12 protein-coding genes are annotated in these 15,015 nt (G+C 65.9%); 3 read left to right on the top strand and 9 right to left on the bottom strand.

Annotated elements, in window-relative coordinates:
* Positions 1-2: 2 nt before the first annotated feature.
* A complete protein-coding gene (locus tag SLQ30_RS11820; protein WP_319446448.1) occupies positions 3-653 on the bottom strand; it encodes a hypothetical protein in 651 nt (216 codons plus the stop codon).
* 90 nt (positions 654-743) lie between these two features.
* On the opposite strand from SLQ30_RS11820, the gene SLQ30_RS11815 reads away from it, so the two are divergent.
* The 3 genes from SLQ30_RS11815 to SLQ30_RS11805 are packed head-to-tail and all read left to right on the top strand — an operon-like array spanning position 744 to position 3,378.
* Positions 744-950 (top strand): hypothetical protein, encoded by a 207-nt coding sequence (locus SLQ30_RS11815; protein ID WP_319446447.1) that lies wholly within the window; start codon positions 744-746, stop codon positions 948-950.
* A 29-nt stretch (positions 951-979) separates the two neighbouring features.
* Positions 980-1,840: an SDR family oxidoreductase gene (locus SLQ30_RS11810; RefSeq protein ID WP_319446446.1), complete on the top strand. Its 861-nt coding sequence runs from the start codon at positions 980-982 to the stop codon at positions 1,838-1,840.
* The gene (locus tag SLQ30_RS11805; RefSeq protein WP_319446445.1) at positions 1,837-3,378 is read left to right on the top strand and encodes an FAD-binding protein; all 1,542 of its coding nucleotides are present in this window, start codon (positions 1,837-1,839) and stop codon (positions 3,376-3,378) included. The genes SLQ30_RS11810 and SLQ30_RS11805 overlap by 4 nt, the downstream gene beginning before the upstream one ends.
* Before the next feature lie 67 nt (positions 3,379-3,445).
* Here the strand turns inward: SLQ30_RS11805 and SLQ30_RS11800 are convergent, their stop codons facing one another.
* The 8 genes from SLQ30_RS11800 to SLQ30_RS11765 form a co-directional block, all read right to left on the bottom strand.
* The gene (locus SLQ30_RS11800) at positions 3,446-6,355 is read right to left on the bottom strand and encodes an RND family transporter (protein WP_413467999.1); all 2,910 of its coding nucleotides are present in this window, start codon (positions 6,353-6,355) and stop codon (positions 3,446-3,448) included.
* 122 nt (positions 6,356-6,477) lie between these two features.
* Positions 6,478-8,229: a DUF885 domain-containing protein gene (locus SLQ30_RS11795; protein WP_319446444.1), complete on the bottom strand. Its 1,752-nt coding sequence runs from the start codon at positions 8,227-8,229 to the stop codon at positions 6,478-6,480.
* Between the two features lie 69 nt (positions 8,230-8,298).
* Entirely contained in the window at positions 8,299-9,027 is a 729-nt protein-coding gene (trhA, locus tag SLQ30_RS11790; RefSeq protein WP_319446443.1) for a PAQR family membrane homeostasis protein TrhA, read from the bottom strand.
* A 177-nt stretch (positions 9,028-9,204) separates the two neighbouring features.
* Positions 9,205-10,824, bottom strand: a complete 1,620-nt coding sequence (locus tag SLQ30_RS11785; RefSeq protein WP_319446442.1) for an ABC transporter ATP-binding protein — start codon at positions 10,822-10,824, stop codon at positions 9,205-9,207.
* Positions 10,821-11,693: an ABC transporter permease gene (locus tag SLQ30_RS11780; protein ID WP_319446441.1), complete on the bottom strand. Its 873-nt coding sequence runs from the start codon at positions 11,691-11,693 to the stop codon at positions 10,821-10,823. Before SLQ30_RS11780 ends, SLQ30_RS11785 begins: the two co-directional genes overlap by 4 nt.
* Positions 11,690-12,658 carry an ABC transporter permease gene (locus SLQ30_RS11775; RefSeq protein ID WP_319446519.1) on the bottom strand — a complete coding sequence of 323 codons (969 nt, stop codon included), beginning with the start codon at positions 12,656-12,658 and terminating at the stop codon, positions 11,690-11,692. Before SLQ30_RS11775 ends, SLQ30_RS11780 begins: the two co-directional genes overlap by 4 nt.
* 2 nt (positions 12,659-12,660) lie before the next feature.
* Positions 12,661-14,184 carry an ABC transporter substrate-binding protein gene (locus SLQ30_RS11770; protein ID WP_319446440.1) on the bottom strand — a complete coding sequence of 508 codons (1,524 nt, stop codon included), beginning with the start codon at positions 14,182-14,184 and terminating at the stop codon, positions 12,661-12,663.
* A 97-nt stretch (positions 14,185-14,281) separates the two neighbouring features.
* On the bottom strand, positions 14,282-14,773 hold the full coding sequence (locus tag SLQ30_RS11765; protein WP_413468012.1) for a hypothetical protein: 492 nt from the start codon (positions 14,771-14,773) through the stop codon (positions 14,282-14,284).
* Positions 14,774-15,015: the final 242 nt, after the last annotated feature.

Here is a 15,015-nt window from a genome sequence, read left to right as displayed (position 1 = left end):
GGTCAGTCGATTTCGTTCAGTCGGTCCAATATCGACCAGATCAGGTGATCGTCGGTGGTGGTGCGGAGCGGTACGGGTTCCAGCCAAACGTCGTCGAGGCCACGGGCCACGTTGGCTCGGAGTTCCTCGAAGCGCACCAACACGCCGTCGATGAAGTCGCCGAAATCCCGGAGCGGCACGTTCATTAGCTGTGCGCATTCGCGAAGCAGTTCGGCGTATCGGGTCGGGACGGAACAGTCTCGGCACTGCTCGGCGAGTTCGAGCAGCCGCTCGTAGAAGTCCATGAGCCGATGTGCTACGCGCACGATGCCGTCGGCGTCGGCGGTGCTCTCGTCGGATGGGTCGCCGAAGACTCCCATGAACGTCGGAGCTCGCATGAAGACGTCGACTTCCTTGACGAGGTTATCGCCTGCCCGAAGGTATTCGAGGACGACCAGTGCGACCTGGCGGTGGGTGCCAAGCCGCTGGCTCGGGTCCGCACGGCATCCGAGCACCACTCTGACCCGACGCTCCTCGACGGCGGCCCACCGTTGAAACAACACCGACGCGAAGGCCGCAAACCGCCAGCAGGCCGGTTTTTCGTTCAGCATCTGGGTGAGTGCCGCGGAGGTGGGAACGATGTTTGCGGTCGGCACCTCATCGCTGCTTCTCATGCGCACGAGGTTAGGGACGGGCACCGACATGTCCGCATCCCGACCGAAAATCGGTTGCGGTGATCGAGGTCGGAGGAATTCAATTCACACATGGGCAGGGTCGGCGAGTTCGCCGGAAAGAGTTGGCAACGCTTGTGGTGCGTACCTCAAGCGGCCCGTGAGCGCGCCCGCGACACCGACTGGAACCGTTTGGAGCTCAACGCAATCGGCTCGACGTGGGGCCGAGACCGGTTCGGATCGCAGATGTCGGGCGTGGACGGTTGGTCGGCAACCATCGTCGCCGAACTCACGCGTTGAGCCTCGCCGAGCGCGTAGGGTCCGACGCTATGACTGGTGACGTAGCCGGACCGTCAGTCCCACGCATCGACGACTGGAATCGGCTACTCGACGGCAGGGTGGCAGTCGTCACCGGGGGTGGCGACGGCATCGGCGCAGGCATCGCGCGGCTATTCGCCAGGCACGGAGCGCTCGTCGAGGTCGCCGAGGTCGATCCGGATCGTGCGAATCGAATCCGCGACGAGGTGACCGACGCGGGCGGAGCCATCCGCAGTCACGTCGTCGACGTCACCGTCGACGACGACGTGGCCCGACTTGCCGATGTGGTGCTCAGCGAACACGGCCGGGTCGACGTGCTGGTGAACAACGTCGGCGACTACCGGCCGCTGGTGCCGTTCGATCAGTCCACGCCGGATTCGTGGCAGCAGATGTACGACGTCAACCTTCGGCACGTCTTCGCGGTCACCAGAGCGTTCGTGCCGTCGATGATCGATGCGGGGCGTGGCAACATCGTCACCGTGCACTCGGTGGAGGGTATGCGTGGATATCCGAAGGATCCGGTGTACGGCGCCATGAAGGCGGCCGCCGCGCACTTCACCACGTGCCTCGCCGTTGACCTTGGCCGCCACGGGATCCGCGTCAACGGCATCGGCACCGACCTGGCTCAGACCCCGCAGGTCGACTACCTGACCGGCTATGAGGACGTCGCCGACTTGTGGGCGTCCTGGGCGCCGGTGGGGCGAGTCGGCTGGCCCGAGGACCAAGCGCGGGTCGCGCTGTTCCTCGCCTCCGACCAGTCCGCGTTCGTCACGGGCCACAACATCCCGGTCGACGGTGGTACGAAAGCCGGTGGCGGGTGGCTCTTCTCGCCGCGCGAGGAGCGGTTCGTCAACCGCTCGAGGCACCTGTGAAGTCGCTCGACGAGACGGTCGACGTCCTGGTCGTCGGGTCGGGCGGGGGAGTGGCGGGCGCTTACACCGCTGCGCGCGAAGGACTTTCGGTTGCGCTGGTGGAGGCCACCGACCAGTTCGGCGGCACCACCGCATACTCCGGTGGTGGCGGAATGTGGTTCCCGTGCAACCCGGTACTCGTCCGTGCAGGTTGCGACGACACCATCGAGACGGCGTGGGAGTACTTCCACGCCGTGGTGGGCGACCGCACCCCGGTCGAGCTCCAAGAGGCGTACGTGCGCGGCGGCGCGGCGTTCATCGAATACGTGGAACGTGACGAGCGCTTTGCCTTCAAGATTCTGCCGTGGCCGGACTACTACGGCGCGGCCCCAGGCGCACGATCCGACGGCATGCGCCACATCGTCTCGAAGGCATTGCCGGACAGTCGACTCGGACGATTTCAGGGCTTGATTCGCGGACCGCTGGACCACGAACGGCTCGGCGCGCCGAAGCCGGACTTGCTCACCGGCGGACGGGCGCTCGTCGGCCGGTTCCTCGCCGCGATGGCCGACAATCCCGCCGTCGCGGCTTACCTGAACACCAGGCTCGTCGAATTGATCGTCGCCGACGGCCGCGTCATCGGCGGCGTGGTGGAACACGACGGTGAGCGGCGGGTGATTCGGGCGCGGCACGGAGTCCTACTGGCCGCGGGTGGCTTCGAACAGAATGTCGAGATGAGAGCCGAATACGGTGTTCCTGGAACGGCATCCGACACCATGGGGGCACCAGGCAGTATGGGGCTTGCACATCGCGCGGGTATGGCGGCGGGAGCGAGCACCGATCTGATGGACCAGGCCTGGTGGTCGCCGGGACTGATCCATCCCGATGGCCGGGCCGCCTTCGCGCTGTGCTTCACCGGCGGCATCTTCGTGGACCGGAACGGCCAGCGGTTCGTCAACGAATCGGCCGCCTACGACAGGGCGGGCCGCGACATCCTTCGCGCCATGGACGAAGGGACGGTCGGGTCGCCGTTCTGGATGGTCTACGACAGTAGGGCCGGTGAGCAGCCACCCGTCATGGCGACCAACGTCTCGTTCTCACCGACCAGCGAGTATCGGGCCGCCGAATTGTGGCAGGAGGCCGAAACGTTGGCCGACCTCGCACAACGGATCGGCGTGCCCGCCGACAACCTCGAGGACACCGTGCGCCGATTCAACGAGCTTGCCGAGCGGGGCCGGGACGAGGACTTCGGTCGCGGGGCCGAGCCCTTCGACCGCGCATTCGCAGGCGGAGCCTCGCCGCTGGTGCCGATCGACACCCCGCCGTATCGCGCAGCGGCCTTTGGGGTTTCGGACCTCGGCACCAAGGGCGGCCTGCGCACCGACGTCGACGGTCGCGTGCTCGACGCTGCCGCGACGCCGATCCCCGGGCTCTACGCCGCGGGTAACACCATGGCGGCCGTGTCCGGCACGACCTATCCAGGCGGCGGGAATCCGATCGGGGCCTCGTTGCTGTTCAGCCACGCGGCCGCCCTGCACATGGCGCGATCGGTCCGCTGAGCTTCGCGAGATCTACACCATGGTCGCTTGGCGGCTCGCTTCACAGCTCTGGTGTAGGACTCGCGAACTAGGAAGGGGCGCTAGTCGATCGCTCAGCAGGAGCGTGAGGAGCAGCGGCCGGCCACGGAACGGGCACCGGGCGGGTGCGGACCACCTGCGGCCACCAGAACCAACGGCCCAGCAACGCCGCGATCGATGGCGTCATGAAAGCGCGAATGACCAACGTGTCGAACAGCAGTCCGAGCCCGATGGTGCTGCCGATCTGAGCGACCACGGTCATCTCGCTGACCACCATCGCCATCATCGTGAACGCGAACACCAGACCTGCGGCGGTCACCACCGACCCGGTGCCGCCCATCGCCCGGATGATGGCGGTGTTGACGCCCGCCGGAAGCTCCTCCTTGAGACGTGCCACCAACAGCAGGTTGTAGTCCGCGCCGACGGCCAACAGGATGATGACGGCCATGGCCATCACCATGAAGTGAACGGGGATGCCGAGGATGTGTTGCCACACCAGCACCGACAGCCCGAAGGACGCGCCGAGTGACAACACGACGGTGCCCACGATGACGGCTGCCGCGACGACGCTGCGGGTGATCAGCAGCATGATGATGAAGATGAGCGTCAGCGCGGAGATGCCGGCGATGATCAGGTCGTAGTTGTTGCCGTCCTCCATGTCTTTGTAGACGGACGCGGTTCCGCCGACGTAGATCGTGGATCCCTCTAGGGGCGTGCCCTTTACGGCTTGGGCGGCGGCCTGCTTGATGGCGTCGATACGGTTGATGCCGTCTGCGGAGAGCGGATCGCCCTCATGGCTGATGATGAACCGGACCGCATGACCGTCCGGTGAGATGAAGCTCTTCATGCCACGTTTGAAGTCGGCATTCTCGAAGATCTCGGGCGGCAGGTAGAACGTGTCGCCGTTCATGGAGTCGTTGAACGCGTCACCCATGGCGCTGGAGTTCTCCGACGCCGCGGCCTGCTGATCCTGCTGCCCCTTCTGCGTGGCGTACTGCGTGAGCATCATCTGCTTCATCGACTTCATCGTCTCGATCTGCGGCGGCAGTAGCTCCTGCAACTGCGGAAGCAAGGCATCGAGTTGCAGCAGGTCCGGGAGCAGCTCTTGAACGTCGTCAGTGGTGGTGTCGACACCGTCGAGCGTGTCGAACACCGAACGGATCGACCAACACACCGGAATGTCGTAGCAGTGCGGCTCCCAGTACAGGTAGTTACGCAACGGCCGGAGGAAGTCGTCGAAATCGGCGATGTTGTCCCGTAATACGGCGATGTCGACGACGGTGTCCTTGAACTTGGCAACCATCGAGTGGGTGGTGGCCGTCATCTGGCCCATCAACGCCGACATCTTCGTCATCGTGTCGATGGTGGTCTGCATGTCGTCGGCCTGCTTGAGCATGTCGGCCATCATGTTTTCGTTGTACTTGCGGTTCAGGTCCTGGCTGGTGTTGCCGAGGCTCATCTGAGCGGGGATGGTGCTGAACTTGATCGGCTTGCCGTTCGGGCGGGTGATCGCCTGAACGCTTCCGATGCCGGGCACCGCGAAGACGGCCTTGGCGATCTTGTCGATCACCAAGAAGTCGGCCGAATTGCGTAGGTCGTGGTCGCTTTCGATGAGCAGCAGTTCGGGGTTGAGCCGTGCCGCTGAGAAGTGCCGTTCGGCCGCCGCGAAGCCCTGTTGGGCGGGTAGGTCCTGTGGCAGGTAGTTGCGGTCGTTGTAGTTGGGCTTGTAGCCCGGCAGCGTCAGCAGCCCGATCAGCGCGACGGCAATGGTCGCCAACAGCACCGGACCGGGCCACCGCACGATCCCGGCGCCGATCTTGCGCCACCCGCGAATGCGCATGGCGCGCCTGGGTTCCAAAATCTTGCCGAAACGGGTGACGACGGTGATCAGCGCGGGCCCCAGGGTCAGCGCGACGAACACCGTCACGGCCATGCCGACCGAGAGCGGCACCCCGAGCGTCTGGAAATAGGGGAGCCGGGCGAAGGACAGGCAGAACGTCGCGCCCGCGATCGTCATGCCCGAGCCGAGCACCACGTGCGCGGTGCCGCGAAACATCGTGTAGTAGGCCGTCTCCCGGTCCTCGCCGAGCGTGCGTGCCTCCTGGTAGCGCCCGATGAGGAAGATCGCATAGTCGGTGGCGGCCGCTATCCCGAGCGTCACCAACAACTGGGTGGCGAACGTCGAAAGGCCGATCAGTTCGTGGTATCCGAGGAACGCCACCACGCCGCGGGCAGCCGACAGCCCGATGACGACCATGAACAGCGTGAGCAGCACCGTGATGATGGAGCGATAGACGAACAGCAGCATGGAGATGATCACGGCCATCGTGGCGAACTCGATGATCTGCACGCTTCGGTCGCCGGCCTGTTGCTGATCGGCGGCCAGCGCGGAACCTCCGGTCACGAAGACCTTGATGCGAGGCGGCGGACTGAGGCCCTTGACGACCTTTTGCACCGCCTCGACCGATTCGTTGGCCAGGGCCTCACCCTGATTGCCCGCGAGGTAGACCTGAACGTATGCGGCCTTGCCGTCGTCGCTCTGCGCACCGGCCTCGGTGAGCGGGTCGCCCCAGAAGTCCTGCACGTGCTCGACGTACTTGGTGTCGGCTTCGAGTTTGGCGATCAGTTCGTTGTAGTAGCGGTGCGCATCTGGGCCGAGGCGCTGCTCGCCCTCCAGCACGATCATCACCGCGCTGTCGGACTTGAACTCTTGGAAGTCCGTGCCGACGCGCTTCATCGCGATCACCGAAGGCGCCTCGTCGGGGCTCATCGATACCGAACGCATCTGGCCGACGACCTGCAGTTGCGGCACCGTGACGTTCAGGACGACGACGACGGCGAGCCAGCCGAGAATGATCGGGATCGCCAACCGACGTATCCACTTGGCCAAGCCGGTGTGCTTGGCCGGGCTGGCGGCGGCCTCGGGGTCAGTGGTCGGAGCAACGTGCGGGTCGGGCACCTTCGACCGAGCTCCTCCCTGCGTCGCTGTGTCCGGCTCAATTCTTAGTCCGGCTCATATTCTTACCAGAGCGTACCGCTGAACGGGCCCGTCCCTCGCGCCGTCAGCGCCCGCTCGGGCACCTAGAAAAGGTTGCCGGTGGCTCCGAGCATGGCCTTGCGGATGAGCGGAAGCGGCAGTGGCCCCATCTTGACGAACGCGTCGTGGAAGCCCTCCAGCGTGTACGCGTCGCCGACCTTGCTTCTGTAGTCATCCCGCAGCTTCAAGATCATCAGCTTGCCCATCGTGTAGTAGCCGTAGGTGGCGTCGGCCGTCCCGCGCTTGGCCTCCGACTCCGCAACGGCGTCGGGCTGGTAGCTGTCGTGCGCGAACATGTCCTTGGCCTGCGCCACCGTCATGCCTTGCGTATGCATCTTGATGCCGACGACGAAACGGACGTCGCGGAGCAGGGCGTCCTGGAGTTGCGCCAACCGATAGCGCGGATCATCGGAGTGAAAGCCCTCGTCGATCATCATCTGTTCGGAATAGTGTGCCCAGCCTTCGGAATTGCTTGCGGCGCCGAAGACCTTGCGCACGTCGGATGGATAGTCCTTGGCGTACAGGAACTGTAGGTAGTGGCCCGGCCACACTTCATGCACCGACACGTTGGAGATGGCGGGAAAGTACCACTGGGTCATGAAGTCGTCCTGCTCCTCCTTCGGCCAACTCGGGTCGGGCAGCGTCATGTTGAAGTACGCCTCGGTAGCCACCTTTTCGAAGGGACCTGGGATGTCCATCGACGCCGATGTCGTCGCCGCCAAGAACGGTGGGGTCTCCTTTACCCGAGCAGGTGGAGCCGGCGGAACGGTGACGATTCGCCGGTCCTTGATGAACACCGCCAGCGCATCGAGCTCGCCCTGCGTCTTGGACAGGAGTTGATCGGCTGGCGGATGATCCTTCGCCATGTCGGCCATCACCTGCTCCGGCGATTTCGACGGGTCGACCTTGCGCGCGGTCTCGACGAACGCCCGCCGATTGCGCTCGAGGTCCGCTTGGGCGATCGCCAACAGTTCCGGAAGCGGGGTGGTCACCAATTCGTCGGCGGCAAGCACCTTTTGGTAGGTGTCCGCGCCGTACGCGAACGAGCCGTTCGACTTCGGAAGCAGGTCGTTCTGCAGCCACCGCTTGTACTCGTCGAGGGCCGCGACGACTGCCGCGTTGGCCGTTCGGAAGTCGGCGAGAAGGGCGGCGTCGGTCACTTCGCGGAACGCCTCGGCAACCGATGTGGTGAAGAAATCGCGGTTGCCGTCGACCTGCTCGATGGCGATCTCGGTGTAGACCTTGGGTGGGTCGACGAGGTTCCTGCGCGCATCGGCCAAGACGTTCGGCATCGACTTCAGGCGCGCGACAAGCGACTTGAGCCGTTGCTCTGGCGGCGCGAAGTTGCGCTTGATCATCACGTAGGCGGTATTGGTGATTCCGCTGCTGTAGAGATCCGGGTCCTTGGTCCATCCGCGTACGACGTCGTCACGCAACACGGAGCCGTCCATGATGTGCTGGAGGAACTCGCGGTCGAGCTTCGCATCGGGGGTGAGTCGTGCCGGGTCGATTGCGTCGAGTCGGGTGCGGAAGCCCTTGGCGGCCGCGACGTTCGCTTGCACCGCGGCGGCCGAGTAGTCCTCGAGCTTGTCGTCGTAGGTGTGGATGCCGAGGTCGGTCGCCGTGGTCGGGTTTCGTTGGTAGTACTCGCCGAGAATCTCCCCTGCGAGTTGCCGGAACGCCGCGTCACCGGCACCGGGTTCAGAGGCTGTCGGCGCGCTTGGCCGACTACAACCTCCGATGAGCGTCGCAAGCAACGTCATCGCGGTCGCCAAAGCTAGGGCCGTGCGCTTCATCTGGCCAACGTAGATCAACGCCGCGACAGGGTGCGGCGAATCACGCAGTGCGGCGAAACAACAGCGCGGTTACGCGATGACCAGCCAGATCGCGATGTAGTGGCAGATCGCTGCGGCGGCGGTAAAGGCATGGAAGAACTCGTGATAGCCGAACGTCCGCGGCCAGGGATTCGGCCAGCGGAACCCGTAGAGGATTGCGCCGACGTTGTACAGCACCGCACCGGCGATGAGCATGGCGACGGCCGCGACGCCCGCTCCGTTGAGCAGTGTGGGGGCAAACCCTATCGCCACATATCCGAGCAGGAGATACAGCGGCACGCCGACCGCCCTCGGGGCCGACGGCCACAGCATCTTGAGCGCGACCCCCGCCGCCGCTCCGGCATAGACGATCAGGAGCACCAACCGACCGGTGGAGTCCGGCATCGCCAAGAGCGCGAACGGGGTGTAGCTGCCTGCGATGAACACGAAGATCATCGAGTGGTCGGCCCGCTTCATCCATTGCTCGGTCGTACGGGAACGCCACTGCACGCGGTGATAGACGGCGCTGACGCTGAACATCGCGACGATGGTGGCGGAGTAGATCAGTGTCGCCCAGCCGGCCTTCGGCGACGTGGCGATCCACGCGACGGGCACGAGGGCGGCGCCGGCAAAGACGAACAGTGCCGTCAGACAGACGTGAATCCAGCCGCGTGCCCGAGGTGCCCCCAGGAACTCCGTGACGGTGTCGACCAGCACCTGAGGGAGGTCGTCGTCGAAGCTAGCGTCGGGCAACCAGACATCTGTCTTGGCGTCGGCCATGGGGCGCTTATCGCTGAGGGAGCGATCGCGCGGCCGGTCTGGAGGCTCAACCGTGGGCATGCGGATACCGCACCCTAGCGCTCCCGCGCCGAACGCGACGCCCGTCGACATGCCAGAAAACCGCTACCGCGGCGTAATCGTGACCTTGGCCTGCGGTTCTTCGGCCCGGTCACAGCTTCAGTGAACGCGTGGTTGCGCAGGTGGCACCGCGGCGAGCAGCGTCCTGGTGTACTCGTCCCGAGGTGATGCGAACAGCTCGGCAGCCGGACGGTATTCGACTGCCTCGCCCGACTTCACGACCAGCACGTCATGGCTCATCCGTTGTATGACCGCCAGGTCGTGACCAATGAAGAGGTAGGTCAGTCCGAGGTCGCGCTGCAAGTCCGCCAGCAGGTCGAGCACCCGCGCCTGCACGGATACGTCGAGCGACGCAGTGGACTCGTCGAGGATCAGCAATTCGGGTTCGATCGCCAACGCCCGCGCGATGGCCACCCGCTGTCGTTGGCCGCCGGACAGTTCGTGTGGGTAGCGCGATGCGAAGTCGTCCGAAAGTCCGACCAATTGCAGCAGTTCGGCGATGCGTGCCCGGCGCCCCGCCCTGCCCCCGGCCAACCGATGCACGATCAGCGGTTCGCCGATTGCCGATCCCGCCGGGATGCGGGGGTCCAGGGACGAGAACGGATCCTGGAACACCAGGCCGATGCGGCGCCGCAACGCCTTCGCGGCCCGGCCTCGGACCCCAAGGACGTCGGTGCCGTCGAGCGTCACCCGGCCCGCATCCGGCGTGACCAACCCGGTCAGTGCGGCCGCCACCGTCGACTTGCCAGAGCCGGACTCGCCGACCAAGCCCAGGGTGGTGCCGCGGCGGATGCGGAAGGACACCTCCTTGACGGCGTGGACGACGGTCCGGCCACTCGGTGCGACGACCGGGAAACTGACGTCGAGGCCGTCGACGGTCAGCAGCACGGGCGCATCCTCGGGAGGAGCAGGCGGCCCCGCGACCCCGACGAGCGGCCGCGCGGCCAGCAGCTCCCGGGTGTAATCCGCTCGCGGATGGTCGAATACGTCGAGGATCGGGGCCTGCTCGACCACGGTTCCCTCGCGCAGCACGGTGACGTCGTCCGCGACCTGGCCGATGACGCCGAGGTCGTGGCTGATCCAGATCACCGCGGTGCCGAAGTCGCGCTGCAGGGTACGCACGAGGTCGATGATCTGGGCCTGCGTGGTGACGTCTAGGGACGTGGTCGGCTCGTCGGCGACCAGCAATTCGGGGTCGCAGGCCAGCGCGATCGCCACCATCACCCGCTGGCGCTGGCCACCCGAGAGTTGATGGGGGTAGGAGCGGAGCCGAGTTTCGGGGTCCGACAGGCCAACGGCATCGAGGAGGTCCAGCGCCCGCCCCCGGGCGTCGCGACGCGTGAGCCGGCGGTGCGCCTCAAGGGATTCAGTGAGCTGCCGCTCCAGCGTCAGCAGCGGATTGAGCGACGTGCCCGGATCCTGGAACACGAAGCCGATGCGGCCACCGTGCACACCGCGAAGGGTGCGCGGGGTTGCGCCGACGAGTTCCGTCGGGCCAGCAGCTCCCGCTCCGGCAAGGGTGCTGGAACCGGTGACGACGGCACCGGGCGCGTCGAGCAGTCCGGTGGCGCCGAGCACCGTCATCGACTTGCCGGATCCGGATTCGCCGACGATGCCGAGGGTCTGCTCGCGCTCGACGCTCAGGGAAACCCCGCGCACGATGTCGCGTGATCCGATCCGGACGCCAAGGTCGGAGACGGCGAGTACGGGATCCGTCACTGCGTCCTCCTGGCTTCGGCCATGGTGCGCTGCTTGGGGTCAAGCACGTCCCGCAACCCGTCGCCGAAGAGGTTGAACGCCAGCACGATCACGAAGATCGCCGCGCCGGGAAACACCGCCATCCACCAGGCGAGCGTGACGAACCCCTGAGCATCGAAGATCATCCGGCCGAGCGACGGTCGCGGAGGCTGAATTCCCAAGCCCAGGAACGACAGTGCCGCTTCGGACAGCAGGGCGAAGGCCAGCGACAGTGAGGTCTGCACGATCAACGGCCCGGCGATGTTGGGCAGCACGTGACGGGCCAGGATGTACCCGTGCCCCGTGCCCATCGTGCGGGACACCGCGACGTAGGGCTCCACGCGGACCGACAGCGTGCTGGCCCGCGCCACGCGCGCGAATATCGGCGTGTAGACCACGCCGATGGCGAGCATGGTGGTGGTCACGCCCGGCCCGAGGATCGCCACGATCGCCAACGCGAGCAGCAGCACGGGGAACGCGAACATGACGTCGACGACGCGCATGAACACCGTGTCGACCCAGCCACCGCGGTATCCGGCGACGACACCGATCGTCACACCGACCACCAGGGCGAAGGCCACGCTGACGACGGCAACTTCCAACGACGCCTGCACGGCGACCAACACCCGAGACAGCACGTCGCGGCCGAGTTCATCGGTGCCGAACCAGTGCGCGCCGCTGGGACCCTGCAACGCGCTCGGCACGTCGACGTCATTGATGCCATCGGGCACCAGCCAATTCGCTGCCACCGCAATGACGGCGACCGCGGCCAGCACCGCGGCGCTGATCGCCGTGACCGGATTGCCGAGCAGCAATCGCCAAGAGCGGACCCGCGTTTCGCTGGTGGTCATGACAGCCGGATCCTCGGATCGATCACCGCGTACAGCAGGTCCACGATCAGGTTGATCAGCAGGAACAGCACCGCAATCAGCAGCACCGCGCCCTGGATGACCGGGTAGTCCCTGGCAGCCACCGCGTTGTAGACCAGGCGGCCAAGGCCGGGCCACGCGAACACCACTTCGACGACGATCACGCCGCCGAGAATGGTGGCGAGTTGGATTCCCGTGATGGTCAGGATCGGGACCAGCGCGTTGCGGACGGTGTGGCGGAAGGTGACGACGGCGGGCGAGAGCCCCTTCGATCGTGCGGTGCGCACGTAACCCATTGCGGCGACGTCGAGTACCGCCGAACGAACATAGCGGGTGAGGATGGCGCCCGCCACCAACCCGACGGTGAGTCCGGGCAGCACGATGTGCGAGAGCCAGCCCGCGGGATCGGAGAGCAACGGCCGGTAGCCCGAGGTGGGCAGCCAGCCCAATGTCGTGGCGAACAACGCGATGAGCAGGATGCCCATCCAGAAGTCGGGTATCGCCACCCCGAACTGGCTTGTCACGCGGACGATTACGTCGCTGATCCGACCTTCGCGCAGCGCCGACCAGATTCCCGCGGGCAGCGCTATCAGCAGGGCGATCGCGATGCCCACCAGGGCCAGGGACGCCGTCGCGGGCAGCCGTTCGATCAGAATCTGAGCGACGGGATCACCGTTGCGGAAGCTGACGCCGAGATCGCCGCGCGCTGCCGATGCGACGTAGCCGAAGAACTGCGCGACGATCGGCCGGTCGAGGCCACTCGCGGACCGCAGCGCGTCGTAGGCCTGGGGGTTGTATCGGGTGCCCAGCGCGATGCGGACCGGATCGCCGGGCACCAGATGTACCAGCGCGAACACCGCAACCAGCACCCCGATCAGTACGACCAGCGAATAGCCGACCCGCCGGGCCAGGAAGCGGGTCAGCGGATGAGTCATGAACGCGGGCATGCTCATTGGCGTTCCGCTCCGCCCAGGCTGGCAGTGCGGAACCTGATCGCGCCGTCGCGGCGGGCCTGGTAGCCGGTGAGTGCAGGGGTCCACCCCTGGACTACCGAGGGGTTGTAGAGGAAGAGGTAGCTGACCTGATCGGCGATCAGCGTGGCCGCCTTGGCGTAGTCGTCGTGACGTGCGCGCTGGTCGGTTTCGACCCTTCCGGCCTCCAGCAGGTGGTCGACCTCGGGGTTGGAGTACTTCTGCGCGTTGCTCGAGCCTCCGGTGTGGTGCTGGGCGTAGTAGAAGTCATCGGGGTCGATGTTGCCGAGCCAGCCCATCATGAGCATGTCGAAGTGGCCGCTGTTCTGCTCGTCGAGCCAGGTGGCCATGTCGACGGTGCGAATCTTGACCGTGATGCCAAGGGGCGCAAGGTTGTCGGCGATCACCTGAGCCGCGGTGACCGTCTCGGGGTACTCGCTGGTGACCAGCATGTCCATGGTGGTGGGCCTGGCCCCAGCCTCGGCGAGTCGGCGTTTGGCCGTGTCGATGTCGTAGCGGTAGGCGTCGTAACGGGTGTACCAGGGGTTCCCGGTCGGGATGGCGAGTTGGTTGGCGACGGCGGTGCCGTAGCTGGTGGCCTGGACGATGGCGTCGCGGTCGATGGCGTACGCGATGGCTTGGCGCACCCGCACGTCATTCCACGGGGGCTTGGCCTCGTTGAGCGCGAGGTACCAGTAGTCGTTGCTCGGTGTCACGGCCAGGTGAATGGAATCGTCGTTCTTCAGCTGCGCGACGCGTTGCGGGGGAATGGAGTCGGTCCAGTCGATTTCACCGGCCTGCAACGCCGACAGCGCGGTCGACGGTTCGGCGATGAACTGGAACGTCACTCCCGGCACCTTCGGGGCGCCACCCCAGTACGCGGGGTTGGCCTTGAGCGTGATCGAGTCGCCGCTGCGCTGGGATACGAACGAGAATGGACCCGTGCCAACGGGATGCGTGGAGATCTGGCCGCTTTCGACGTTGCCGCGCTGGACGATTGCCATGCCCTTGAAGCCGCCGAGGTTGGTCAGCAGATTGGGGGTCGGCTGCTTGACCCGGATGACGACGGTGTCCGGGTCGGGTGCCCGGATGTCGGTGATGGCGCTGAATTTGTCTGCGTTGGTGAGCTTCTCGTCGATGATGCGGCGATAGGAGTACACGACGTCGGAAGCGGTGAAGGGTGATCCGTCGTGGAATGTCACCCCGCGGCGGAGGTGGAACGTCCACTCGAGTTGATCCGGGGATACCTGCCACGACTCGGCGAGTGCTGGACGCATTTCCAAGTTCTCGTCGGGCTCGACCAGCGTGTCGAAGACGTTCTCCAACACCTCGAACGAAAAGTACGCGCTGGTCTTCTGGGGATCGAGCTGGTCCGGTTCGCCTGCGATCGCCGCGACGAGGTTGCCCGCAGAACCGCCGAGGTCCACCCGATGCGCCGGCGCGCACGACATAGCCGTCAGCAGTGCGACCACGGCGGCGATGGCGGCCGCTGCTCGTCGCATGTTGCATCACTCCGTTGTCGGCGGCACGCACTGACCCCGCGTCAGCGTCGCCGTCGCATACCCCCTGTGTGCCGTCCGCACACCTGGCATTCGTCGGCTACTTGTGCGCGGACCCGGTCACGGGTCGCTCGTCGACCCCTTGGATCAGGCAGATGACGGTGCTCGGGAGCGGATTGTCGGAGGTTCGGTCCTGCCGCGAATCGATGAGGTACGTCACGGCGAAGGCGCTTGCGGGTTGTCCCGTATAGGCCGCCACCCCGGCGGTGCACACGTGGTTGGCGACGTCGGTGACCGCCGCGTTCACGGCAATCGGCGCGAGCAGATAGACCTCCGCCCGGTGCGGCATGGCGCAGTCCACCAGGTCGACCGTCACCGCGCCGAGGTCGACCGCAGGCACCTCGGCGACGCAATCGCCGACCTGCAGATCCACCCACTTCTCGGTACGGGGACCCTGCGTTGGGGGTGCGGCGACGGGTGAAGGCGGATTTGGGGTTGGGGTGGCCGATTCCGTCGACGTGGAACTGGCCGACGGCGAGGCTTCGGGAGCCGCCTGCTGGCCGCAGCCCGCGAGCACGAGGAGCAGGATCATGACGGCCGGAAGGTGACGCGACACTCGCCCCTCCTCGACCCGTATCCAATCGAACTGGCGGGTGAAGTCTAAGCGCGCCTCTGTCGAATTCGGTGTACCGGTGACCATTCGGCTGACGGCCGCGTCAATGTTTTCGGGCGCTGTAACGCTTTTCGTGGGCCGACGATGAAGGTACAGAAGCAAACGAACCAAGGCGAAGTACTACTAGCTGGTCCCGGATCAGCGTCGGGGGAGCGGACTCC

Origin of the sequence: Mycobacterium sp. RTGN4, assembly GCF_033804635.1 — a bacterium.
Classification (GTDB): Bacteria; Actinomycetota; Actinomycetes; order Mycobacteriales; family Mycobacteriaceae; genus Mycobacterium.
The sequence above is the reverse complement of the archived record's forward strand: the minus strand, read 5'-3'. Positions and strand labels throughout refer to the sequence as shown.